Below are 21,034 nucleotides of genomic sequence, written 5' to 3'. Positions count from 1 at the left end.
GCATCGAAACACCGATTTGTTGTTATGGCTTGCTATCGATATAACCACAGCACTTTTGTTATATGTAGTGTGAAAATGTCGTTAGATAAATTGATGGACGCAATTGCCGATCAAGGTTGGTACATATGGGATGACTTTTTAACACCAGAGCAAACCAAAAACCTACGAGCGTGTACGCCACCGCAGTTACAAGTGGCGCGAATTGGCAGGCACGATGCCTTGCAATTAGAGGTTGAAATACGCAACGATAAAATCCAGTGGATTGAAAACAGCATGGGCCTGCCTGTGCAAGACTATTTGCAACGTATGGAGCAAATTCGGCAAGAGGTTAACCGCCACTTTTTTCTTGGGCTATTTGAATACGAAGCTCATTTTGCCAAATATGAAATAGGAGCATTCTACCAAAAACACCTCGACGCCTTTACAGGCAACGCCAGCCGCAAACTGACGACGGTATTTTATATGAATGATCGGTGGTGTGGTGCTGATGCAGGTGAGTTGGTTATTTACGATGTTGAAGATCAGTATCTCGCGACGGTTGCGCCGATAGCGGGGCGTTTACTGGTCTTTTTATCCGAACGTTTTCCGCATGAAGTACAACCTACCAATGCTGAGCGTTTCAGCATCGCTGGGTGGTTTCGCATTAATGGCGTGACAGGCAACAAGCTCGATATTGCCAGTTAACGCAAAGCTAATAAGTCAGCGTGGCTTTTGTGCTGCCACGCTCTTTTATCAGTCAAATTTGATCAGGGTAAAATGAGGATGTGAGCTTAATGCCTCCATCATCAATAAGGCATTGGTTTCAATTAAGTGTTCACTTTGCTCATTTTTCAACACAATGCACTCTTGTTGGTGTTCATTGCGCAGAGTGTCCATCGCGGTACCTGAATAGGTAAGACCATTTTTTAAGGTGAGCTTGACGGGCAAATGAAACAAACACGCGAGCTCAATGTAATCATATTGACTGCAAGTGACCATTATTCACTCCTATGACGTTACGCGGGCTTATTAAGATACGCGTTTTGCAAAATGTACATGCGCTTTACGTCACGATATTGGCCATTAATGAAGAATTCTTCAACTAAGTGCCCTTCTTCAACAAAGCCGGCTTTTTGGTATAAATGGATGGCTTTTTCGTTTTCCGTCGACACATGCAGGTAGATTTTGTGTAGGTTCAAAATGGTGAAAGAGTAGTCTAAGGCTTTGTTGATCAAGGTTTGTGCAAACCCTTTTCCTTGGTGCTCTGGCGTGATGATGATCTGAAACTCGCCACTGCGGTGAATGTAATCAATTTCAATTAATTCAACGAGACCGATCAGTTCCTTATCTCGGTTCTCAACCACAAACCGACGCTCGGCATTATCGTGAATGTGCTTGTTGTACAGCTCTTCCAGCTCATCAAAAGATTCATAAGGCTCTTCAAACCAGTAAGACATAATGTTGCGGTTGTTATTGAGATCATGGATAAAGCGTAAGTCACCGCGCTCTAACGCTCTTAATGATAATTGATTATTCATAGCAAACCTTCATTGAACTAAGGCATTCATCTTATGCCGACTTTGTTGCAATACAAGTGGTTAGTCAGCAATTTTTTAAAATGCGTATGCTTACGTCTTGTGATCTGATGCCGCGAGATGAATCAGTTCGGTCAGTTTGTTGATGCTTTCCTGCCATGCCATGTTGTCTTCAAAGTTCGCTACACTGAAACGGATACAGTGTTGGAATTGCCCCTGTGTTGCAAAAAGATGCCCCGGCAGGAGGCTGATTTTGTTTTGCAGGCCACGTTGATAAAGCTCAAAACTATCGATGAATGGCGGAAGTGTCAGCCAGCATAAAAATGAACCTTCAGGTCGGCTTAATTGAAACTGCCCTTGCAGCGACGGGTAGTGATTGAGCGAGGTGGTGAGCAATTTGGCAAAGCGCTGCTGGTTCAGTTGGTAAGTACGGCGCATTTTGGCTAGATGTTGACGGTACTTACCACTTTCGAGAAATTCCGCTACGGCTGATTGGATTAAATTCAAGCTGCCCATATTCTCGCTGAGCAATATCTTTTCTATTTGCGCTTGATACTTTCCAGCGATGATCCAACCGATCCTCAGCCGTGAATCCAAGGTTTTGGAGAGCGAATTGATGTAAATAACGCGGCCTTTGCCATCCAGCATCTTCAAGCAAGGTATCGGCTTTTGAAAATACAGGCCACCAAACACATCATCTTCAATAATTGGTGTATCACCACTGACAGCCAAAAGCTGTTTACGTTTTTCCAGAGGCATTTGTGAACCGGTTGGGTTGTTAAAATTCGGCGTGACGAGAATTGCCTTAATCGGCCATTGAGATAGCGCTTGTTCGAGGGCGCTGATGTCGATGCCTTCGACACTATGGCTGGGGATCTCCACCACTTTTAAGCCTAATGATTCAAGCAACAGCAGCGTGCCAAAATAACAAGGTGACTCAACGGCCACAATGTCTTCGCGCTTGGTTAATGCACGAAATGCGAGGCTGATGGCCTGCTGACCGCCATGCGTAATGGCGATTTCTTGTGCTTTGATTTGTAGGCCCAAATCTTGCGATATTTTTAGCAGTTGTTTGACTAAATGGCTATTACCTGGCGGTAGTTGATAGTGGCTAGGAATGTGCGTTTGCTGGCGGCTGTGGCGGCCAATTTCTGCATACAAACTACGAATCGCGGCGCTTTGCGTATTAGGATGCGCTGAACCTGCGGGCATGTGATGTTTCACTGTGGGTTGAACCAAAATTGATTTAGATAAAGAGAGCAGGTCAATGCTATTGGGTTGTGGCAGCGGAATCTCCAAAGGGGTTACAGCACCTTGGACTCGATAGCCTGAACGAGGCTGAGAGTAGACGATATTCATCGCTTCTAACTCTTGATAAGCACGAATAACGGTATTTTTGCTGACAGACAGTTGTTCGCATAGCTGGCGAATGGAAGGCATTTTATCGTGTGCGTGGAATAAACCATCGTCGATGGTCTGCTTAAGATGACGTTTTACCTCAGTATATTTAGGTTCAGTATATTTAGGATCCGTGTTTTTAAGCTTACTTTTCATTCTGTACCCACTAAATTATTCAAATCTGTGCCTTTTGCGCATAACTGTACCCAAATAAAGTAGCAGCATAGAATCGATTGTGGCTAGGAATTTTGTGATGTTTGTAAGAATGATCCCGTTCTTGTTTGTCGTGCTATGGGCATCTGGTTTCGTTGGCGCAAGGTTTGGCTTAATGTATGCGGAACCTGCCACGCTGCTCACGCTGCGCATGGTGGCGAACGTGGTGCTTTTTATTGGTTTGTTATTATTGCTCAAAAGGCGCATTCCACGTGGTCGCCATTTGTGGCATTCCTGTATAACGGGTGTGTTGATCCATGGTTGCTATTTGGGCGGAACCTACCAAGCGATTTCTTGGGGAATGCCAGCAGGTTTAAGTGCTCTGCTGGTGGGGACACAACCTATTTTGACTGCGCTGCTGCTGGTTTTTATGAGTACAGAGCGCTTTAATCTGGCGCAGTGGTTAGGGTTAGCTCTTGGGTTTTCTGGGATAAGTCTCGTTTTGATGGGTAACATTGAGTGGCAATCGGAAGTACACAAATGGCCTGCCATTAGTTTGTGTTTGTTATCTCTGCTCGGCATCACGCTCGGCACCTTATATCAGAAAAAATTTTGCCAAGGTGTGGATATGATTGGCAGCGCTACCGTGCAATATGTGGCTGCGTTATGCCTATTTTTACCTTGGGCTTGGAGCTTTGAAACCATGCAAGTGCAATGGACACCGACCTTTATCATGACACTGGTATGGCTGGTTGTGGTGCTGTCATGTGTCTCTATTTTATTGCTGTTGTATATGGTTGAACACGGTGCGGCCTCAAGTGTGGCTTCAGTGTTTTATCTTGTACCGCCAACTACCGCCATTCAAGCATGGCTTGCTTTTGATGAATCATTGGATGGGTTTGGTGTAGCGGGCTTCTGCCTTGCCGTTACGGCTGTTTATCTGGTGGTGAAAAAGCCGAATCTGCTGAGAAAATTGGCGAAACCGGTATTTGAGCGTTCATAAAATTCACCCCTATAAATCGAACTTAGAATGGGGTGCTCTGCTGGTGGTCGGGTAATAAATGGATAATTTCTGACTCGCGGCGGCACCTAATGACTTTGCCAATTTTTTCAGATTGATCTTAAGCGATGCACTCAAAAATGCGCTGCCCTTCCTCTGTTTTCCTAAAATATTTTACTGTGTCATCTAGTTTTAAACTAAGTGAAACACAACTGTCATATTTGCGTCCTAAAGTGAGTTTCGTTCAATACACAACGGCAATAAAGCCTCTTAAGGATATTTGTGATGAAAAAGACAGTAATCGGTGCAATCGCTCTTTTAGGTGCATTGGCAGTTAACCCAGTTTTTGCAAAAGAAACCATTTCTGCTGTTGGCTCTAGCAGCGTAACGCCATTGATGGAAGTTTTCTCTGAAACATATATGAAGAAAAACGCGGACGTGTTTATTGAGGTTCAAGGCCCAGGTTCTTCTGCCGGTATTAAAGCCGCTAAGAACGGCAGTGCGGATATTGGTATGTCTTCACGTGGCCTAAAAAGCTCAGAAAAAGAAGCATCATTAGTTGAAGAAAAGATCGCGCTTGATGGTATAGCGGTGGTTGTGCATCCAAGCAATAAAGTAAAAGGGTTGAGTGCTGAACAAGTCTCTGCTGTTTACCGAGGCGAGATCACGAATTGGAAAGATGTCGGTGGTGAAGACAAACCTATCGTTGCAATTACTCGCGATACCGCATCAGGGACTCGTGGTGCATTCGAAGAGATTATGAAACTGACAAAAAAAATCTCAGACAAGACGGTATCTGCTATCTCTCAACGAGCTCAAGTAGCTAACGGTAACGGCAGTTTGAAAACTATGGTTGCGTCTAACCCTTATTCCATCGGTTACATCTCTCTTGGCACCGTTGATAACACGGTTCATGCCTTAGCGGTAGACGGTACTGATGCATCGGTAGATAACGTGAAAAATGGTTCATACAAAGTGGCTCGTCCTTTCCTTGTACTGTACAAAAAAGGCCAACCATCCGCTCAAACGCAACAGTTCCTTGATTGGATGCTAACGCCTGAAGCTCAAAAACTCGTTGCAGAACATCACTATATCGCAGTGAACTAATAGACTCTCCCATTCGACTTGAAGGTGCAGCGACGTTGTTTCGTTCAGCCCAAACACATGCTTTATCCATGTGGATGGGAATTCACTGACTTGCTGTTTAGCCGCCACTTCAAGTTGTTTGGGGAAATAACTTTAAAAGTTTGCTTAGCCCATCGTTGGGGCTGAGCCTTTTCTATCCACGTCGATTCCATCGAATAGTGAGATTGATACTATGACCATCGCAACAAATAGTGAAAAGCTTATGAACAACGTTTCTACGCAAGCTTCCAAACGTGCACTTCGTGCTAAAAAGCGTGTGGACTGGAAAGAGCGCATTTTCCACGGGTTGTTTCTTACCAGTGCCATTATTGGCATTGTGTCTCTTGCCATCATTGCCTACTTCATTTTCCGCGAAAGTATTCCCGCATTTCAAGAAGTGGGTATCTCGGGTATCGTCCTTGGACAAGATTGGTTGCCGCCAGCTCTGTATGGTGTGGCAACTATGATTGTCGCTTCTGTGGTTTCAACGTTTGGTGCGGTTATCGTTGGTGTGCCTGTGGGCGTACTCACCGCTATCTTTATTGCCGAAGTCGCACCAAAACGTGTCGCGAATATCATTCACCCAGCCGTTGAATTGCTCGCTGGTATTCCTTCCGTGGTCTATGGTTTCTTTGGTCTTGTGATTATTGTTCCTTTGATTCAGGACATTTTCCAAGTTCCTGCGGGCAATACCATTCTCGCGGGCATTATTGTGCTTGGTGTCATGATCTTACCGACGGTGATTACCGTGTCCGAAACTTCTATTCGAGCCGTCCCTCATGCGTACAAAGAAGGTTCTTTGGCATTAGGTGCATCCAGTATTTTTACCATCTTCAAACTGCTTGTACCGGCAGCTCGTTCCGGAATTATGACCGGCGTCATCTTAGGAATTGGGCGTGCGCTCGGTGAAACCATGGCCATTATTATGGTGATGGGCAACGCGCCAGCGATGCCTGAAGGTATTTTAGACTCAGCACGCACGCTGACAGCCAATATTGCGATTGAAATGTCTTACGCAAGTGGTGTTCATGCCAGTGCGCTTTATGCAACAGGCGTTGTGCTATTGGCATTCATCATGATCTTGAATGCCACATTGCTCTATTTAAACCGTGAGAGAGCGAGATAATAGTGATGGATACAGTAAAACTAAAACGTGCCCGCCAGCTAAAAGATAACGTATTGAAAATATCTATTTGGATTGCGGCTGCTGTAACAGTCGGCTTCCTATTTTGGATTATCTGGTACATCCTTTCTAACGGGCTACAACACGTAGATTGGAATTTCGTTACTGACGATTACACCCGTACTGGCAATGAACACGGGATCTTCCCGATGATCATATCGACGATTTATATGGTGATCGCTTCTATTTCGGTGGCCGCCCCGTTGGGTATTATGACGGCGATTTATCTTACCGAATACGCCAAAATCGGTAGCCGCTTGGTGAAAGTGATCCGCTTTTGTACCGAATCTTTGGCGGGGATCCCCTCCATTATCTTTGGTCTATTTGGCATGACCTTCTTTGTGGTGATTCTAGGCTTAGGCTTCTCTATTTTGTCGGGTGCGCTAACGCTCAGCATTTTGATTTTGCCTGTGATCATTCGGACCACAGAAGAAGCGTTGATGGCCGTTCCTCAAACTTATCGCGAAGGTTCTTATGGTCTTGGAGCCTCAAAAATATACACCATTTGGCGTCTGATTTTGCCAAGTGCAATGCCCGGCATTCTCACGTCAATTATTTTGAGTATTGGTCGTGTTATTGGCGAGTCGGCCCCTGTGTTTTTAACCGCAGGAATGGTGGCACGTATTCCTGATTCATTGCTCGATTCAGGCCGCACCCTAACCGTTCACCTTTACAAGCTCACAACAGAGCTGTTCACGGTTGAAGAGTGGAATCAAGCCTACGGCACAGCAACCGTGCTGATTGTGGTTGTGCTACTGATCAACATGGTGACGAAGCTAATCGCAAGACGATTTAATACCGCTTCTTATTAAGCAGAGCGTTGGGCGTGATTTACAGAATTTTGAGAGATAACAAGAATGAACAAATTTAATATTGAAAACCTAGACCTTTTTTATGGCGATAACCAAGCGCTAAAATCAATCAACCTGCCTATTCCAACTCGTCAAGTGACAGCGCTGATTGGCCCTTCTGGCTGCGGAAAATCGACTTTATTACGCTGTTTGAACCGAATGAATGACCTCATTGAAGGCGTGACTATCACCGGTAAATTGGCGATGGATGGGCAAGATATTTACGGCAATATTGATGTTGCAGATCTGCGTATCAAAGTGGGAATGGTGTTCCAAAAGCCAAATCCGTTCCCAATGAGTATTTATGAAAACGTGGCGTATGGGTTACGCGCACAAGGGATTAAAGATAAAAAGCACATCGATGAAGTGGTTGAGCGCTCATTGCGCGGCGCGGCGTTGTGGAATGAAGTAAAAGATCGCTTGAAGTCGCATGCGTTTGGCCTCTCTGGTGGTCAACAACAGCGTTTGTGCATCGCACGTACGATAGCGATGGAGCCGGATGTGATTTTGATGGATGAACCAACGTCCGCACTTGACCCGATTGCAACACACAAAATTGAAGAATTGATGGAAGAGCTGAAAAAGAATTACACCATCGTTATTGTCACGCACTCAATGCAGCAAGCGCGTCGTATTTCAGATCGCACGGCGTTTTTCTTAATGGGGGAATTGGTTGAACACAATGATACACAAGTGATTTTCAACAATCCTAAAGATGATAGAACTATGGGATATGTCAATGGCGATTTCGGCTAGTCACTTATTGCAGCGACTAACCTGAAATAATAGCGGACTCATTATAACTATAAAGCGATGGTAACTTTGCCCCTCATACAGAGGGGCTTTTTTGTAGAAACTTCATGGCATACATATTCTTATCCGCAATATGTATTAATTGATTAATATTGGCTGAATCTTTAGGAAAAGAGGCAATACCGATACTGGTTGAAAGCTTTGCTCCCACTCCATTATCCACGAAGAAATTCTCTTTAAAACACGCTTTAATGTGGCGTTGCATAATGCTCAGTTCCATCGCATCTACGCTATGGATGATCAGGGCAAACTCATCACCCCCCATACGAAATACCGAATAATCAAAGGTTGGAATCGAATGTGTTAAGCGAAACGCTACTTGTTGCAACACACTGTCCCCTGCTTTATGACCATTTTGGTCGTTAATGGGCTTAAAGCCATTTAAGTCGAGAAGAAAGAGAGAGAAGGGGTTGTTGGTAGAAATTTGATTCAGCTCTTCAAACATAGCAAGGCGGTTAGCAAGCCCAGTTAGAGGGTCAGTTAATGCTAAGGTACGCTGAGCAACCGCTTCTTTATGAAAAATATAGCTAACTAAGCCAATGCAACCCAGCATCAAGAACATCAGCAGAAATTGTACCTGTGTTAGCCTATTTGCTTTTTCTTTTTGCTCGAGATAGATAGGGCTTTGCAGTTGAAAGTTTTGGTTTACATAGCCGATAACTTGGTCGTAAATCAAGTGGGTATGTTTTTCAAATACAGCCAATGACTTTTGATCTTTAACGGCCAGCAATAAGCTTTCTAATATTTTGAAATCATCAAAGTTGTTCTTAAAGAAATGCTGGGAATCCGTTCTGCCCATAAAATTATCCGATTCCTTACTCGTTAGAATCAAGTCAAAACGGCTCCAAATCAGCTCATACTGCAGCCAAGTGTGCGCTTTCTTCTCCTTTGACTCTAGGTAATAAGGAATCGAAGCAACCAGCTCAGAATACTCCTTGGTGAGCTGGAATAAATACCAAGTTGCATAGTTACGCTGGTCTGTATAGGAGTTGGCTAAAGAGCGTGTGGTCGAAAGTATATACAAATTAGCGACGATCAAGGTGGCTGACAGGACAATCAACAGTGTTTTTGCCCGGTATAGCAAGGGGTGTAAAGTGCTGTGTTTTGTAAAATTCATTATTTACCGTGAATCAATAGTTTTTCTAACTGCCACACCATTTGGGTGTAATAAATGCCATTGTCTATTTGTGGATATTTATCTAGATTGTAGATCAGCCAAAATGGCCCCTTGTTTCTTATTTTCATTTCATCGCCATTCATGTGATAAGCAATAATGGGTTCATAGCGAGTTAAGTTTTCAATTGCAATATTAGCGGCGTAATCATTAATGGCCAAAAATGATACAGAAGAAACCTGTCCAACTTGCAAATGATTAATTAAATCAATAACTTTAAAACCAGTGAAAGTATTTTCTTTTGGTAACCAAGGAAGCTGAGTCGTGAAGGTTTCACGAGGCAGTATCTCTGCCAATTGTGCAAGAGAATAAGTAACCCGATCTTGGTTTGGGAGGGTAATAGTTAAGCTTGCAGCATGAACAAATAAGCTGAAAAAAATAAGTGGTAAAGCGGTTATCCATCTCATCATAAACTACCTTATTTACTTCTGCTTTTTTCTTAGAGCATAGGCTAAAAGTATAAGGTGATAATTTAATCAATGAAATTATTTTCTATTTATATTTCTATTAATTTGGTCGAATCAATCTTTAGTTTAGAACAAAAAAATCCCCACATAAGTGGGGACTTGCATATTGAAATGTTATTAGTGCCGTTACTGCCGCATTGTTTACTAAAAAATGAGATGTGCTACACCAGCTATCACTGGCAGTGTAATGAGCGTACGCAGAATAAATATGACAAACAGCTCAAGGATGTTGACAGGAATTTTGCTGCCTAACATTAATGCACCCACTTCAGACATATAGATCAACTGAGTCACTGACATGGCTGCAATCACGAAACGTGTCATTTCATTATCAATGGAAGCTGCAAGAATCGCGGGAATAAACATATCCGCAAAACCGACCACAATGGTTTGAGATGCTTGAACCGCTTCTGGTACACCAAGTAATTCTAGAAAAGGAATAAAGGGTTGGCCCAATACAGAAAATACAGAGGTGTATTCTGCAACAATCAGAGCCAGAGTACCCAAGCCCATCACGACAGGTAGCACACCAAACACCATATCAACAGCGTTACGCATGCCTTCAGCGAAGATCGATTTTGCAGATTTAACTTGGCTTGCTTTCGCCAGTGCTAATTCCATCCCCCATGAGAACGAGGTATGGCCGCTTGGAACTGCATCGGCATCTTTAGCTGGAGAGGTACCATCAATATAAGTGTTCTTTTTGAAACTTAATGGTGGCAGGCGAGGAATGATGATCGCTGCAACAAAGCCTGCAAGGCAAATGGTGCCATAAAAAGGTAGGAACAGATGCTCTAGCTTAACTTGCGCAATAACGACTAAGCTGAAGGTAATTGAAACGGCAGAAAACGTTGTACCAACAATAGCGGCTTCACGCTGTGTGTAGAATTTGCTTTCGTACTGTTTGCTGGTCAGCAAAATACCGACACTACCGTCGCCCAACCAAGAAGCCATGCAGTCGATTGCGCTACGGCCTGGAAGGTTGAAAACTGGACGCATGATTCTGCTTAATAAACTACCAAATAGCTCCAGTAGCCCGAAGTTAAGCAGTAAAGGCAGCAAAAGCCCTGCAAAAATAAATACAGAAAATAAAGTGGGTAATAAACCCTCAAGAACCATACCGCCAGTGTTTTCTTCCCAGATAGCCTTAGGGCCGATTTGGAAAAACGTCATAATGACGGCGATACCACCAAATACACGGACGGCTAACCAAAGAGCCGATGGATTAAAAAGCCCATTTAAGAAAGGACTCTTTGTAATGAATGCAGGTTGAAAAATTTTACATAAAATGGAAGCTGCAGACATAAAGGCGATGATCACTGTCACTATTGCAACAAGGTAATCACCCAAAATAGCTTGGATAGATTTAGCAAGGACGGCAACTGGAATGGTTAAGTCACCTTGGTAGCTAATTGGCGCCATAAACAAAAATAGACCAATTAACGAAGGGATGAAAAACATCCAAAAGCTACTTTGTGTTGGTGCTACAGGAGCTTCAATAGTTTGAGCGTTATCTTGCATGTCGTGTCTCGTATTACTGCGGGTCAATAGTCACCAATTGGTGGCATAAAAATGCACTAAATAGCTCTATTTAGTCATTGCAGGCAAGAATATCTATTTTTAAGATGGCTTGCAATACTATTCATTAATCAAGGTTAAGTATTCAAACAAAAGAGCTGTTATTCTCAGATAACATGGTCATTTGTTTTGTTATTGTTGCATTGGTTAATAATTTGTTGGTGATTGAGGCGTGCGTTTTAAAAAGAATTAAGGAGGGCTGAGGAAAATTGGGTGGTTAAGGTAAGAGGGACGGGTCAGTCAAAGGCCTTTAACCGTAGGCTAAAGGCCAAAAATGTATAGGTCCAATGAGCTTTATTGAGCTGTACTGATATTCAAACGTTGTAGGCTAACGCTGAGCGCATCATCGAATTGACTAAAGAAATTATCTTCACCGACCAAATCAACAATCCCCGCTTTTTTCAGTTTCATTGCAACACGAGTATTTGCACCAGAGATCAACACTTGCACATTCTTTTTATGGAAGTTTTCGATCATTTCCTCAATGGATTGCAGGCCAGTAATGTCCATAAATGGAACCCATTTAAGACGAATAATTAAAATTTCTGGCTGCTCTTGAATGCTGCTCATCACACGCTCAAAGGTTTCAGCCGCAGCAAAGAAAAATGGGCCTTCTAAGGCGTAAACGGCGAGCTCTCTTGGTAACTGAGTTTGCCCATGACGAAGCAGCTCAGCACTGAGCTCATGGTGTGTACTGGCTTTTACCTCAACACTAGATGCCATACGTTTTACAAAGTGAAGGGTAGCGATGATCACCCCGATGTTGACGGCGACAACTAAGTCAGCAAACACGGTTAATCCAAATGTTAGCAACAAAATAACCACATCGGCTTTGGGTGCACGTTTAACCAATTTAATAAAGTGGGGAACTTCACTCATGTTCCATGCTACGACGAACAAAATCGCACTGAGTACTGCCAGTGGAATATTGACGGCTAATGGTGCAAGTGCAATAAGGATAATGACCAGAGTGAGCGAGTGCACCACGCCCGAAAGTGGGCTTGTCCCCCCGTTGCGTATATTGGTTGCAGTACGTGCAATGGCGCCTGTTGCTGCAATACCACCGAAGAGCGGAGCCACGATATTAGCGATACCTTGGCCGACTAACTCTTGGTTTGAGTTGTGTTTGGTGCCCGCCATACCATCGGCGACCACCGCAGAAAGCAATGATTCAATCGCACCTAGCATGGCAATCGCAAAAGCAGGGCCAATCAATAGAATAATTTGAGAGAAGCTAACTTCTGGAAGCGAAAACTCTGGCAGTCCTTGAGGTATGCCTCCAAAAGCCGATCCAATCGTGCGGATCCCTTCAAAGCCAACAAAATATTGCAACACGGTAACTGTGACGAGAGCAAGCAGTGGCCCTGGCACTTTCGAGAGCTTCGGGATCTTAGGACCGAAGATAACCAGCGTGAGTGAAAATAATGCAAGGCTTGTGGTGGCCCAATCCATCTGCGGAAAGGCATGGAAAATAGACACTAATTTTTGATGAAAATGCTCACCTTCGATCTTGGGGAGGCCAAAGAATTCTTGCCATTGCCCAACCCAGATGATGACACCGATACCGCTGGTGAAGCCGACGATTACGGGGTCAGGAATATAGCGGATGATGCTACCGAGTTTTGCGACCCCCAGAACCAATAGAATCACACCGGCCATCATAGTGGCTATCTGCAGCCCACTGACCCCATACTGGCTAACAATTCCAGCGAGTATCACGATGAAAGCGCCCGTTGGGCCGGCTATCTGCACTCGCGAGCCGCCAAACAGTGAAACGATAACGCCTGCAATAATGGCGGTGTATATCCCTTGCTCCGGTTTCACGCCAGAAGCAATAGCGAATGCCATCGCCAGTGGCAGAGCGACAACCCCTACAATCAAACCTGCACTGATATTATTTAGCCACTGTTTTGGTCGTAGCAGACCGGCTTTATAGGATTCATATACGGCAAACATAATTGATAACCTTATTGAAAATAGGGGAAAATAGAAAGCGCGGTGGATTCTACGCTCATTTAAAATGCTGTAAAGAGGGGTGAATATTCAACGGAGGTTATAAATATAGTGGTTCGGCGGCGGAATTTTTACTATTTAGAGTTGTGGATGTGAGTCTATTTTCTTATGATTCATTAGGTAGGATGTTTTTTATACAGAGATGGAGTTTGTGATGATTAATAAACGTTTTTTTAAAACAAAAGAAGAAGTCGAAGTGACCTTTGAAGTGGACGTCCCAGATACGGCTGGCAATGTTGCGATAGTCGCGGACTTTCTTGACTGGCAACCAGAACCAATGAAAAAGGTGGCGAAAAGTAATAGTTTTAAATTTAAAACCCGTTTACCTAAAGATGCTGAATTTCAATTTCGTTACTTGTTGGATGACCAACAATGGGTTAACGATCCTAGCGCTGACCAGTACATTGCCAATGGTTTTGGCGAGGAAAATAGCCTAGTAACGACTTATCAATAGGTTGTTGATAAATCTTGTGAAAGCGTGAAATATGATTAGGACAGTACTCATTTTTACGTGTAATTGTTGATTTATTATAAGGCACTCCGGTGCCTTTTTTGACCATAGAATCACACGATATAGGTGACTTTTGAAACAGAAAGTCTTAATCTTGAGGCTCTTTTGACTTAATCCACAGGATAGATAGTGCTTCCTCGTTCTCTCATTCTGCGCTTTTCTGAGCTTTCACTTACAAAAAAAGCGTCGATTATTGGCCTACCGATTGTCGCGGCCATCGCATTTTCCTCGTCTATTCAGGATAGCTCCTTACAGCGCCAAATTGAGCTCTCTATTACCGAAACTCAAATTGTTCAGTCGATTTTATCTGATGCTATTGAGGTAAAAAATCTTCCGGATTTTGAATATGAGATTAAATCTGGTGACAATTTAAGTACTATCTTTAATCAACTTGGCTTTGGTTACCAAGACTTGATGAAGATTATGGAAACCGATTTAAACTACCTCGCATTGGATACGTTAAAACCTGGCAACATCCTCAGGTTTTGGAAAGCGCAAAATGGAAATGCGCTTTCCAAAATGGAGCTAGAATTTAGCCTAGTCGAGCGCGCGGTATATTCACGTTTAGATGATGGTACCTATGAGTTTCAAGATGTTAAAATACCGGGTGTATGGAAAGAGTTCGCCATGGTTGGCGAGATCCAAGGCAGCTTTTCTCAGTCGGTCAATTCGATAGGGTTAGGCAGCGCTGAGATAGAACAGATCGTCTCTTTACTTAAAGATAAACTCAATTTCTCTCGTGATCTTAGGGTTGGCGATCGATTTGAAGTGGTTCAATCTCGTCAATTTGTCGGTGAGAAATTGACGGGCAATCGTGAAATCCAAGCGATTAAAATCTACAGTCGAGGCAAAGACGTTTCTGCTTATTTACACCGTGATGGGCAGTACTATGACAAAAATGGCGATAGTTTACAGCGCGCATTTCAACGCTATCCGACGACAAATAAACGCATTACCTCTAACTTTGATGCGCATCGCCTGCACCCAGTCACAAAAAGAGTGGCTCCGCACAATGGTACTGATTTTGGTGTACCAGTCGGTACTCCGGTATTCTCGACTGGCGATGGTACGGTGATCATGACGCGTAAGCACCCTTATGCGGGTAATTACGTGGTGATACAACATGGCAGTACTTACAAAACACGCTATTTGCATTTGAGTAAAATTTTAGTGCGTAAAGGTCAGAAAGTATCGCGAGGTGAGCGGATCGGTTTATCTGGGCAATCGGGCCGAGTCACTGGGCCTCATCTGCATTATGAGCTGATGGTTCGAGATCGCGCAGTGAATGCCATGACCGCCAACATACCAATGGCAAACTCAGTGCCTAAAAAAGAGATGGCGGGGTTTGTTGCAAGGCGTAATGAACTCGATTCTATGCTTCAGCAGCAAGAACTGCGGTATGCCACCAGTGAGTCTTCGGCTGACCAAGAGTCTTAATGTGATAGCATAATGGATATTAGTAATCCCTCACTTTCAGAGTGAGGGTTTTTTATGCGCGCCGTACATGGCTCATGTTGTTCCAGTGAGTCACGATAGAGTGCGGTGTTTCTGGCTTTGAAAAATAGTAACCTTGGATCTGTTCACAGCCCATAGCATAGAGTTTCTCCAGAGCTTCTTGGTTCTCCACCCCTTCTGCGACGAGATCAACTCGAAGTTGATTTGCCAATTGAATAATCAACCAAACTACGCGCTCCGCTGTTTCGTTACATACCATGTTTTTGATAAAAGTGGCATCAATTTTAATGCAATCGATGGGGTAGCTATGGATGTAATTCAAGCTCGAATAGCCAGTGCCAAAGTCATCAAGCGCGATGGTAAAACCAAGTAGTCTGAGCTTATCTAAGATGTATCTAACTTCACTGGTTTGTGAAAGTAGTACTGTTTCGGTGAGCTCAATTGTGAATTCATTAGGCTCAAAGCCGTATTGAGTAATGGTTTGCATTAAGTGTTCGAGATAGCGCTTGGAGTTGATCAGTTCATGTGCCGAACAGTTAAGTCCTAATTTTACCTTGTAGCCTAAGCCCTCCTCTAGCTCAACTTTTGCTAGGCATGCCAGCTCAACAATGCGTTCTCCTAATTCCACAATTAAACCTGACTGCTCAGCAGTATCGATAAACTCAATCGGTGAAATCGCACCCAGAGTTTCGCTATTCCAGCGAGTGAGAATCTCAAAATAGTTCCACTGTTCTTGGTGACGACTGACGATCGGTTGCGCCACCACAAATAGCTCACTATTTTTACTGGTTAACTTATTGAGTTCACGGCGTAGAGCTTCTGTGATTTGGGTTTGACGATGGTATTGGTCACTCAGATGGGTATCATAGCAACGGATATTACTACCGCGAGTTTGCTTACACTCTTTGAGTGCTAAACAGGCATTGAGAATCAGTTGATCGGCCGTGATTGTCTCTTGAGTTTTCCTTGAAATGCCAATGCTTAAGCTAATTTTAATGCGATGTGATGCATCGACATAACCTGTATTTAGCTTATCCAATATACAGCGGCAGATTTGCAACGGATCATTAGAGAAGGTGATAAACGCATATTCATCCCCTGCGATTCGAAATGCCAAATTCTCTTCCGGAACGCTTTTAATGATGGCATTAGCCACAAACTTAATGATTTGGTCGCCAATATAGTGCCCATATAAGTCATTGATCGATTTAAAATTATCGATGTCTAAATAAGCAAGAGTAAACGGTTCATTGGTTGTTTCAACTAAGCGTTCTAATTTGTCAGCTAGATAACTGCGGTTCATTAAATCAGTCAGGTTGTCGTGAGAAACTTCGTAGCTAAGTTGATTAACCAAGCTGTCAGAGCGTTCGCTCAACCACTTATTGCGCAGGCTGTGAACGACTATGTTCGCAATGATTCGGTGGTAGCCAATCACGAATTCCTCATCTTCGATGGGAGAATAGAAGGTAGACACGAGCATTCCGAGTATTTCGCCATTCTTGGCACGTAGGGGAATACCGATATAGGCATCAATCTTATTTTCAATTAGAAACTTGTCATCAGGAAAAATTTTGGTCACTTGTGATGGAAACAGACAGTATTCCTGTTTTGATTTCCACACTTGCTCACACGGTGTTCCCCTGAGCGGATAACCCGTGTCGTTGTTGTCTGGCGTCTCACCAGCATGAGATAAGGTGTGAGCTCTGTAATGCCATTTGTCTAACTCGACGATGCATGTACAGCAGGTTTGAAAATGTGTATGCAGCACCAATGTGGCCCGATCATGTAACTCAGAGCCATCGAGCAGCATGAGCTCGTTAATGGTGTTTAGACTAACTGCATCCCTAGCCAATGATGTTTTAGTCATATGTCGTACTCTGTTTTTTTAGAATATGCACTTAGTGACTATGGTCGACATTGCGCAGTTTTGCCACTCGCAATGATGGGTACTTGAGACGTAAAAAAATAAAATATTGGTTATTCAGCGGCTTAGTTGCAGAGTTTTATGAGTACTTTTTTGTCTAGGGTAAATTTGCTCTGGTGGACAATTGTGTGATGGAAATAGACGTAACCCCAATTTAGTTACCTAGCTTCATTCGTTAATTTTTCTTTTAAGTAGTTGAGAAATAAATGAGTTCGAGTGTGTTGATAATCAAGTTTAGGGTAATAAGCGTAAACCGTTGCTTGATCAACGGTGATATCGGGTAGCAAACGTACCAGATTGCCCAAACGTAGCTCTTCTTTGACCATCACGTCGTTGGTGACAATCACTCCCATGCCATTTTTGCCTGCATAGAAAAGTGCTTCTGGATTGGTTGTCGCGAAGTTACCCGATAACGATAGGCGTTTGCCCGTTGAGGTTTTTAATTCGCGCGTTGTGTGTTCTCCCCAAATCAAGACATTGTGCTGTTGAAGCTGTTCGGCAGATTTGGGCATACCATATTTTTCAATATAGTTAGGAGAAGCATAAAAGCCGGCCTTATGTTCAAATAGGGGTGAGGCTTTAAAACTGAGGGAGTTGAGTTGGTCAATTTCTCGGCTGATGAATAAATCAAGGTGAAGTTCGGGCAATTGCCCCGGAGTTGTTGTGGTCAGTTGGATTCGAATGTCAGGGTAGCGCTGTAGAAATTCATCTAAATACTGCACCAAAAATTTTGAGCCCACAGAGAGTGTCGCCCCAATTTTTAGCAGGCCAGCGGGAGTTTGGCTGACAGATCGTGTTTCATCAACCACCGATTGCCAACTTTCAAGTTGTGCTTTTGCTCGCTCATAAAAGAGAGCACCCGCTTCGGTTTGTGTCACCGTTCGTGTGGTGCGCTTAAGTAACTGCACGCCAATTTTCTCTTCCAGCCAATGTACTCGTTTACTGATGGCTGAGCTGGTGGTATTGAGCTTACGTGCCGCGCCGTTAAAGCTTCCTTCTTCAACCACTCGCATGTATGTTTTAACATTTTGTATCCAATCCATTGTTACCCTACTCATTCCTCATTGGAACTAATTCATTTCCTGAGTGCTTTATTATCAAATCTGAGTTGCCAATATATACTGAAAACGTATTTTGACACCACATCTACCGACGATAAGAGCTCACTTAGCAACCCATGAAAACTCTCGCTAGCACACCATTTAAAAAGACGCCGATGTTATTGGCGATGATGATCATTGCCACGGGCCAAGTTGGGGTGAGCATCTATTTACCTGCACTGCCGCTGATCAGCCGAGACTTAATGGTTGACCAAGCCAGTATTCAATGGCTCGTCACGCTCTTTTTAGTAGCGTTTGGAATGTCACAGCTTTTTTACGGGCCATTGTCTGATGCGGTTGGTAGACGCCCGACATTTTTACTCGGGCAGGGGATCTATTTGGCCGGTACAGTATTGTGTGTCTGTTTTTCGGATAATTTTCATGCGTTGGCTGCTGGTCGCCTACTGCAAGGGCTTGGCGCGGGAAGTGCTTCTGTTCTTGGCCGCAGTGTGCTGCGTGACAGTTATGATGGTCTGCAATTAACAAAGGCGCTTTCTTACATCGCCATCACAGCCTCAATTATGCCAATTATTGCCCCTGTGCTCGGTGGGTGGCTTGCCTTTCATTTAAGTTGGCAGTCCGTGTTTGTGTTCGTATTAGTGTATATCTGTACCATTTTTATTTTAGGTTGGTGGATATTGCCAGAAACGTTGCCATACGCGAAACATCGGTTTCAACCTAAGGCCGTATTGCATAACTACTTGCTACTCTTGAAAAATTCCCAAGTGCTGACCAGCGCCAGTTACAACTGGATCAGCTATTTATCTAGCTTAGTGACTCTGTCTGTGCTGCCTTTTCTCTTGCAAAACAAGCTGGGGTTAACGGCCGCCGATTATGGAACCGTAATGATCGTCCCTTCCGCGGGTTTGATGATAGGCAGTGTTGCCGTTAACTTACTCAATGATCGTTTTTCATCCCAACGTTTACTTGCTTTGGCGATTGTCATTATGGCTTTTGCCGGTATTTGGTTACTGATAACACCGATGAGCGTGTTCAATTTAGTGTGGGGATTTACTTGGTTAACGGTTGCGCAAGGTATCTCATTTCCATTATCCACCAGCATGCTGCTCGGGCCACACAAAACTCAAGCGGGCTCCGTTGCGGCTTTATCCGGCTCCATTCAAATGTGTTTAGCTGGATTCTTAGGAGGATACTTGGTGGAAAGATGGATCACGAGTCAGATGTCGCTAGGCTGGTTCTATTTAGCAACCAGTTGCGCTATGTTTTTGGTGTTGTGTTCTTCCTATCGCTTACGTCAAACCAAATTCGCTTAATGCTGTTTATACCCTTCCGGTTTGAAGCGGTTTAAGTCTAGTGGTGCATTTACATCGTACATGTCGGCACAAGAGAAATAATTTGAGGTATAATCTCGGCGACATTAATTCGACGGAAAAATCAATGCAACAAGATGAATTTCAAGCATTAGTCAAAAGCTTGTGCGAGCAAAAAACACTTCCTCAAGCGTTAGATATGCTGAAAGTATTTGAAGATCAAGATATTGCTGAAGCAGCCTTATCGTTAGTGGGTCAGTTTGCTTTAGCCGAAGTGGATGGGGAGCAACGCATTTACCACGTCGTGTTGCAAGAAAATGAGCAAGGTGAAGAAGAAGAGTTTGTCGAACACATTATGAATGAAGGCGATGATGTTATTAAGTTTGTTGCTTGGTTTTTTGAAACCATGTTTGAAGTTAAGCAGAAAGAAACTTACTTGGCTGCTGGTAAAACCTATAAGCAGCCTAAACGCGGTTAGCTGAAAATTAATTACTTTATTTTGTGATACAAGTCTTGTTTTTGTTCTTTTTTGGGCTAATATACACCTCATCAGGTAAATAAATTACATGTTGAGGTGATTCATGGGTTATGAATTAGGTGGTGCTTACGTTGGTCAACTGATCGCAAAAAAAGCGATGTATGATGCAATGCATGGCAAACCACAAGCAAAGAAAAAGTCTTTCATTAAAACGCTAGTGAAGAAATTCAGCAAATAGTGAATGCCTAAGAATTAAAAAGCCCTAGCTTGGTAACAAGCTGGGGCTTTGCTTTATTTACTGGGGTAAAAATGACTGTGCAAATTCGTCCACCATTCGTCCACAAAGAGCCCGTCTACCATTACTGACTAAAGAGTCGGCGGTTTCTGAGGTGTCGGTACTTTTCTTCTAAAGTAACCAGATACTCTGGGGGGCACTACTGACTTTTTTTGGTTAGCCAATCTTCCAATTTATCACACCCGCCGATATAGCGGCTTTCTAGCCAAATTTGTGGCACGGTGACGGGCGTTTTTTGACCGATGATGGCTTTAACTTCTGGGATCATCCGGTACAGCGCCGCACTTTCTTTGACTACATCATGATAGGTGTATTGAATTCCCGCTTCATCCAGCAATTTCTTTGCTTTGACGCAGTACGGGCAAGTGGCTTTTCCATACACAATATTGCCAGTTAACTCGTCACGTTGTGCCCACTCTTTGATCACCGATTGAACCAAAACACCTCGATTTAACGCTTCTCCTTGGCTGATCACTTTACCTTCAACGACCAATATTGGGGCGTGCCATGCGCCAAGTTTCAAGGGTTCCCACCAGTACGATAGCCAGTCTTTGACTTCTAACTCGATGGGAATGCCCTCCAGTTCATTATTGAAGGTGTCAGTCAAAATGTCCTTGGTGAGCGTACACTCGCCGCAAGGGATGGTGACTTTAAATGGACCCCAACTTCCAGCCCATCGGTATAGTGTGATTTTTATCGGTTTTGCCATCGTGTTTTCCTCAAGAAGCATT

General features: G+C 43.6%; 21 protein-coding genes. 11 read left to right on the top strand and 10 right to left on the bottom strand.

Annotated elements, in window-relative coordinates; all coding sequences use genetic code 11:
• Positions 1 to 75: 75 nt before the first annotated feature.
• Entirely contained in the window at positions 76 to 684 is a 609-nt protein-coding gene (locus AACT18_RS00765) for a 2OG-Fe(II) oxygenase (protein WP_029189973.1), read from the top strand.
• A 48-nt stretch (positions 685 to 732) separates the two neighbouring features.
• Here the strand turns inward: AACT18_RS00765 and AACT18_RS00760 are convergent, their stop codons facing one another.
• The 3 genes from AACT18_RS00760 to AACT18_RS00750 form a co-directional block, all read right to left on the bottom strand.
• Positions 733 to 978, bottom strand: a complete 246-nt coding sequence (locus AACT18_RS00760; RefSeq protein WP_017045964.1) for a Rho-binding antiterminator — start codon at positions 976 to 978, stop codon at positions 733 to 735.
• A 17-nt stretch (positions 979 to 995) separates the two neighbouring features.
• Complete coding sequence (gene speG, locus AACT18_RS00755; RefSeq protein WP_013868118.1) at positions 996 to 1,517, bottom strand: spermidine N1-acetyltransferase; 522 nt, start codon at positions 1,515 to 1,517, stop codon at positions 996 to 998.
• Positions 1,518 to 1,607: 90 nt separating this feature from the next.
• On the bottom strand, positions 1,608 to 3,068 hold the full coding sequence (locus tag AACT18_RS00750; RefSeq protein ID WP_094124859.1) for an aminotransferase-like domain-containing protein: 1,461 nt from the start codon (positions 3,066 to 3,068) through the stop codon (positions 1,608 to 1,610).
• Positions 3,069 to 3,165: 97 nt separating this feature from the next.
• On the opposite strand from AACT18_RS00750, the gene AACT18_RS00745 reads away from it, so the two are divergent.
• The 5 genes from AACT18_RS00745 (at position 3,166) to pstB (ending at position 7,980) form a co-directional block, all read left to right on the top strand.
• Positions 3,166 to 4,068, top strand: coding sequence for a DMT family transporter (locus AACT18_RS00745; protein ID WP_026027683.1), 903 nt, complete (start codon positions 3,166 to 3,168; stop codon positions 4,066 to 4,068).
• 282 nt (positions 4,069 to 4,350) lie between these two features.
• Complete coding sequence (locus tag AACT18_RS00740; RefSeq protein WP_026027935.1) at positions 4,351 to 5,172, top strand: phosphate ABC transporter substrate-binding protein; 822 nt, start codon at positions 4,351 to 4,353, stop codon at positions 5,170 to 5,172.
• Between the two features lie 211 nt (positions 5,173 to 5,383).
• Entirely contained in the window at positions 5,384 to 6,316 is a 933-nt protein-coding gene (gene pstC, locus AACT18_RS00735) for a phosphate ABC transporter permease subunit PstC (RefSeq protein ID WP_094125629.1), read from the top strand.
• Between the two features lie 5 nt (positions 6,317 to 6,321).
• Complete coding sequence (pstA, locus tag AACT18_RS00730) at positions 6,322 to 7,185, top strand: phosphate ABC transporter permease PstA (RefSeq protein ID WP_026027681.1); 864 nt, start codon at positions 6,322 to 6,324, stop codon at positions 7,183 to 7,185.
• A 45-nt stretch (positions 7,186 to 7,230) separates the two neighbouring features.
• Entirely contained in the window at positions 7,231 to 7,980 is a 750-nt protein-coding gene (pstB, locus tag AACT18_RS00725) for a phosphate ABC transporter ATP-binding protein PstB (protein ID WP_013868112.1), read from the top strand.
• A gap of 73 nt (positions 7,981 to 8,053) precedes the next feature.
• Here pstB and AACT18_RS00720 read toward each other — a convergent pair whose 3' ends face one another.
• The 4 genes from AACT18_RS00720 to AACT18_RS00705 all read right to left on the bottom strand — a co-directional run bounded on the left by AACT18_RS00720 (position 8,054) and on the right by AACT18_RS00705 (position 13,212).
• Positions 8,054 to 9,154, bottom strand: a complete 1,101-nt coding sequence (locus tag AACT18_RS00720; protein ID WP_094125848.1) for a GGDEF domain-containing protein — start codon at positions 9,152 to 9,154, stop codon at positions 8,054 to 8,056.
• Positions 9,154 to 9,621, bottom strand: a complete 468-nt coding sequence (locus tag AACT18_RS00715; protein ID WP_013868110.1) for a molybdopterin-dependent oxidoreductase — start codon at positions 9,619 to 9,621, stop codon at positions 9,154 to 9,156. Before AACT18_RS00715 ends, AACT18_RS00720 begins: the two co-directional genes overlap by 1 nt.
• Positions 9,622 to 9,822: 201 nt before the next feature.
• Positions 9,823 to 11,199: a YjiH family protein gene (locus AACT18_RS00710; RefSeq protein ID WP_026027937.1), complete on the bottom strand. Its 1,377-nt coding sequence runs from the start codon at positions 11,197 to 11,199 to the stop codon at positions 9,823 to 9,825.
• A gap of 351 nt (positions 11,200 to 11,550) precedes the next feature.
• Positions 11,551 to 13,212 (bottom strand): SulP family inorganic anion transporter, encoded by a 1,662-nt coding sequence (locus tag AACT18_RS00705; protein ID WP_064626469.1) that lies wholly within the window; start codon positions 13,210 to 13,212, stop codon positions 11,551 to 11,553.
• A 211-nt stretch (positions 13,213 to 13,423) separates the two neighbouring features.
• Here AACT18_RS00705 and AACT18_RS00700 point away from each other — a divergent pair, with 211 nt between their 5' ends.
• Together AACT18_RS00700 and AACT18_RS00695 are read left to right on the top strand one after the other, a co-directional pair.
• Positions 13,424 to 13,723 carry an isoamylase early set domain-containing protein gene (locus AACT18_RS00700; RefSeq protein ID WP_026028657.1) on the top strand — a complete coding sequence of 100 codons (300 nt, stop codon included), beginning with the start codon at positions 13,424 to 13,426 and terminating at the stop codon, positions 13,721 to 13,723.
• Between the two features lie 186 nt (positions 13,724 to 13,909).
• Entirely contained in the window at positions 13,910 to 15,217 is a 1,308-nt protein-coding gene (locus tag AACT18_RS00695; protein WP_094125774.1) for a peptidoglycan DD-metalloendopeptidase family protein, read from the top strand.
• Between the two features lie 52 nt (positions 15,218 to 15,269).
• Here the strand turns inward: AACT18_RS00695 and AACT18_RS00690 are convergent, their stop codons facing one another.
• On the bottom strand, positions 15,270 to 17,102 hold the full coding sequence (locus AACT18_RS00690; protein ID WP_013868105.1) for a putative bifunctional diguanylate cyclase/phosphodiesterase: 1,833 nt from the start codon (positions 17,100 to 17,102) through the stop codon (positions 15,270 to 15,272).
• 215 nt (positions 17,103 to 17,317) lie between these two features.
• On the bottom strand, positions 17,318 to 18,202 hold the full coding sequence (locus AACT18_RS00685) for a LysR family transcriptional regulator (protein WP_176428350.1): 885 nt from the start codon (positions 18,200 to 18,202) through the stop codon (positions 17,318 to 17,320).
• A gap of 134 nt (positions 18,203 to 18,336) precedes the next feature.
• Here AACT18_RS00685 and AACT18_RS00680 point away from each other — a divergent pair, with 134 nt between their 5' ends.
• From AACT18_RS00680 to AACT18_RS00670, 3 genes are all read left to right on the top strand, one after another.
• A complete protein-coding gene (locus AACT18_RS00680; protein WP_094125776.1) occupies positions 18,337 to 19,533 on the top strand; it encodes a multidrug effflux MFS transporter in 1,197 nt (398 codons plus the stop codon).
• Between the two features lie 124 nt (positions 19,534 to 19,657).
• Entirely contained in the window at positions 19,658 to 20,008 is a 351-nt protein-coding gene (locus tag AACT18_RS00675) for a hypothetical protein (RefSeq protein ID WP_026027570.1), read from the top strand.
• A 103-nt stretch (positions 20,009 to 20,111) separates the two neighbouring features.
• Positions 20,112 to 20,246 (top strand): hypothetical protein, encoded by a 135-nt coding sequence (locus tag AACT18_RS00670; RefSeq protein WP_013868100.1) that lies wholly within the window; start codon positions 20,112 to 20,114, stop codon positions 20,244 to 20,246.
• Positions 20,247 to 20,442: 196 nt separating this feature from the next.
• Here AACT18_RS00670 and AACT18_RS00665 read toward each other — a convergent pair whose 3' ends face one another.
• Positions 20,443 to 21,012 carry a glutaredoxin domain-containing protein gene (locus AACT18_RS00665; protein ID WP_010320515.1) on the bottom strand — a complete coding sequence of 190 codons (570 nt, stop codon included), beginning with the start codon at positions 21,010 to 21,012 and terminating at the stop codon, positions 20,443 to 20,445.
• Positions 21,013 to 21,034 lie beyond the last annotated feature (22 nt).

Source organism: Vibrio sp. V04_P4A5T148 (assembly GCF_963875605.1).
GTDB lineage: Bacteria > Pseudomonadota > Gammaproteobacteria > Enterobacterales > Vibrionaceae > Vibrio > Vibrio anguillarum.
This window is presented reverse-complemented; position numbering and strand designations above follow the sequence as displayed.

Bases quoted from the DNA above. Each gene is read 5' to 3' on its own strand.
- speG (WP_013868118.1), bottom strand. From the start codon at position 1,517: ATGAATAATCAATTATCATTAAGAGCGTTAGAGCGCGGTGACTTACGC.
- AACT18_RS00750 (WP_094124859.1), bottom strand. From the start codon at position 3,068: ATGAAAAGTAAGCTTAAAAACACGGATCCTAAATATACTGAACCTAAA.
- AACT18_RS00705 (WP_064626469.1), bottom strand. From the start codon at position 13,212: ATGTTTGCCGTATATGAATCCTATAAAGCCGGTCTGCTACGACCAAAA.
- AACT18_RS00720 (WP_094125848.1), bottom strand. From the start codon at position 9,154: ATGAATTTTACAAAACACAGCACTTTACACCCCTTGCTATACCGGGCA.
- pstA (WP_026027681.1), top strand. From the start codon at position 6,322: ATGGATACAGTAAAACTAAAACGTGCCCGCCAGCTAAAAGATAACGTA.
- AACT18_RS00715 (WP_013868110.1), bottom strand. From the start codon at position 9,621: ATGATGAGATGGATAACCGCTTTACCACTTATTTTTTTCAGCTTATTT.
- AACT18_RS00740 (WP_026027935.1), top strand. From the start codon at position 4,351: ATGAAAAAGACAGTAATCGGTGCAATCGCTCTTTTAGGTGCATTGGCA.
- AACT18_RS00670 (WP_013868100.1), top strand. From the start codon at position 20,112: ATGGGTTATGAATTAGGTGGTGCTTACGTTGGTCAACTGATCGCAAAA.
- AACT18_RS00675 (WP_026027570.1), top strand. From the start codon at position 19,658: ATGCAACAAGATGAATTTCAAGCATTAGTCAAAAGCTTGTGCGAGCAA.
- AACT18_RS00690 (WP_013868105.1), bottom strand. From the start codon at position 17,102: ATGACTAAAACATCATTGGCTAGGGATGCAGTTAGTCTAAACACCATT.
- AACT18_RS00745 (WP_026027683.1), top strand. From the start codon at position 3,166: ATGTTTGTAAGAATGATCCCGTTCTTGTTTGTCGTGCTATGGGCATCT.
- pstB (WP_013868112.1), top strand. From the start codon at position 7,231: ATGAACAAATTTAATATTGAAAACCTAGACCTTTTTTATGGCGATAAC.
- AACT18_RS00665 (WP_010320515.1), bottom strand. From the start codon at position 21,012: ATGGCAAAACCGATAAAAATCACACTATACCGATGGGCTGGAAGTTGG.
- AACT18_RS00760 (WP_017045964.1), bottom strand. From the start codon at position 978: ATGGTCACTTGCAGTCAATATGATTACATTGAGCTCGCGTGTTTGTTT.
- AACT18_RS00700 (WP_026028657.1), top strand. From the start codon at position 13,424: ATGATTAATAAACGTTTTTTTAAAACAAAAGAAGAAGTCGAAGTGACC.
- AACT18_RS00685 (WP_176428350.1), bottom strand. From the start codon at position 18,202: ATGGATTGGATACAAAATGTTAAAACATACATGCGAGTGGTTGAAGAA.
- AACT18_RS00710 (WP_026027937.1), bottom strand. From the start codon at position 11,199: ATGCAAGATAACGCTCAAACTATTGAAGCTCCTGTAGCACCAACACAA.
- AACT18_RS00680 (WP_094125776.1), top strand. From the start codon at position 18,337: ATGAAAACTCTCGCTAGCACACCATTTAAAAAGACGCCGATGTTATTG.
- AACT18_RS00765 (WP_029189973.1), top strand. From the start codon at position 76: ATGTCGTTAGATAAATTGATGGACGCAATTGCCGATCAAGGTTGGTAC.
- pstC (WP_094125629.1), top strand. From the start codon at position 5,384: ATGACCATCGCAACAAATAGTGAAAAGCTTATGAACAACGTTTCTACG.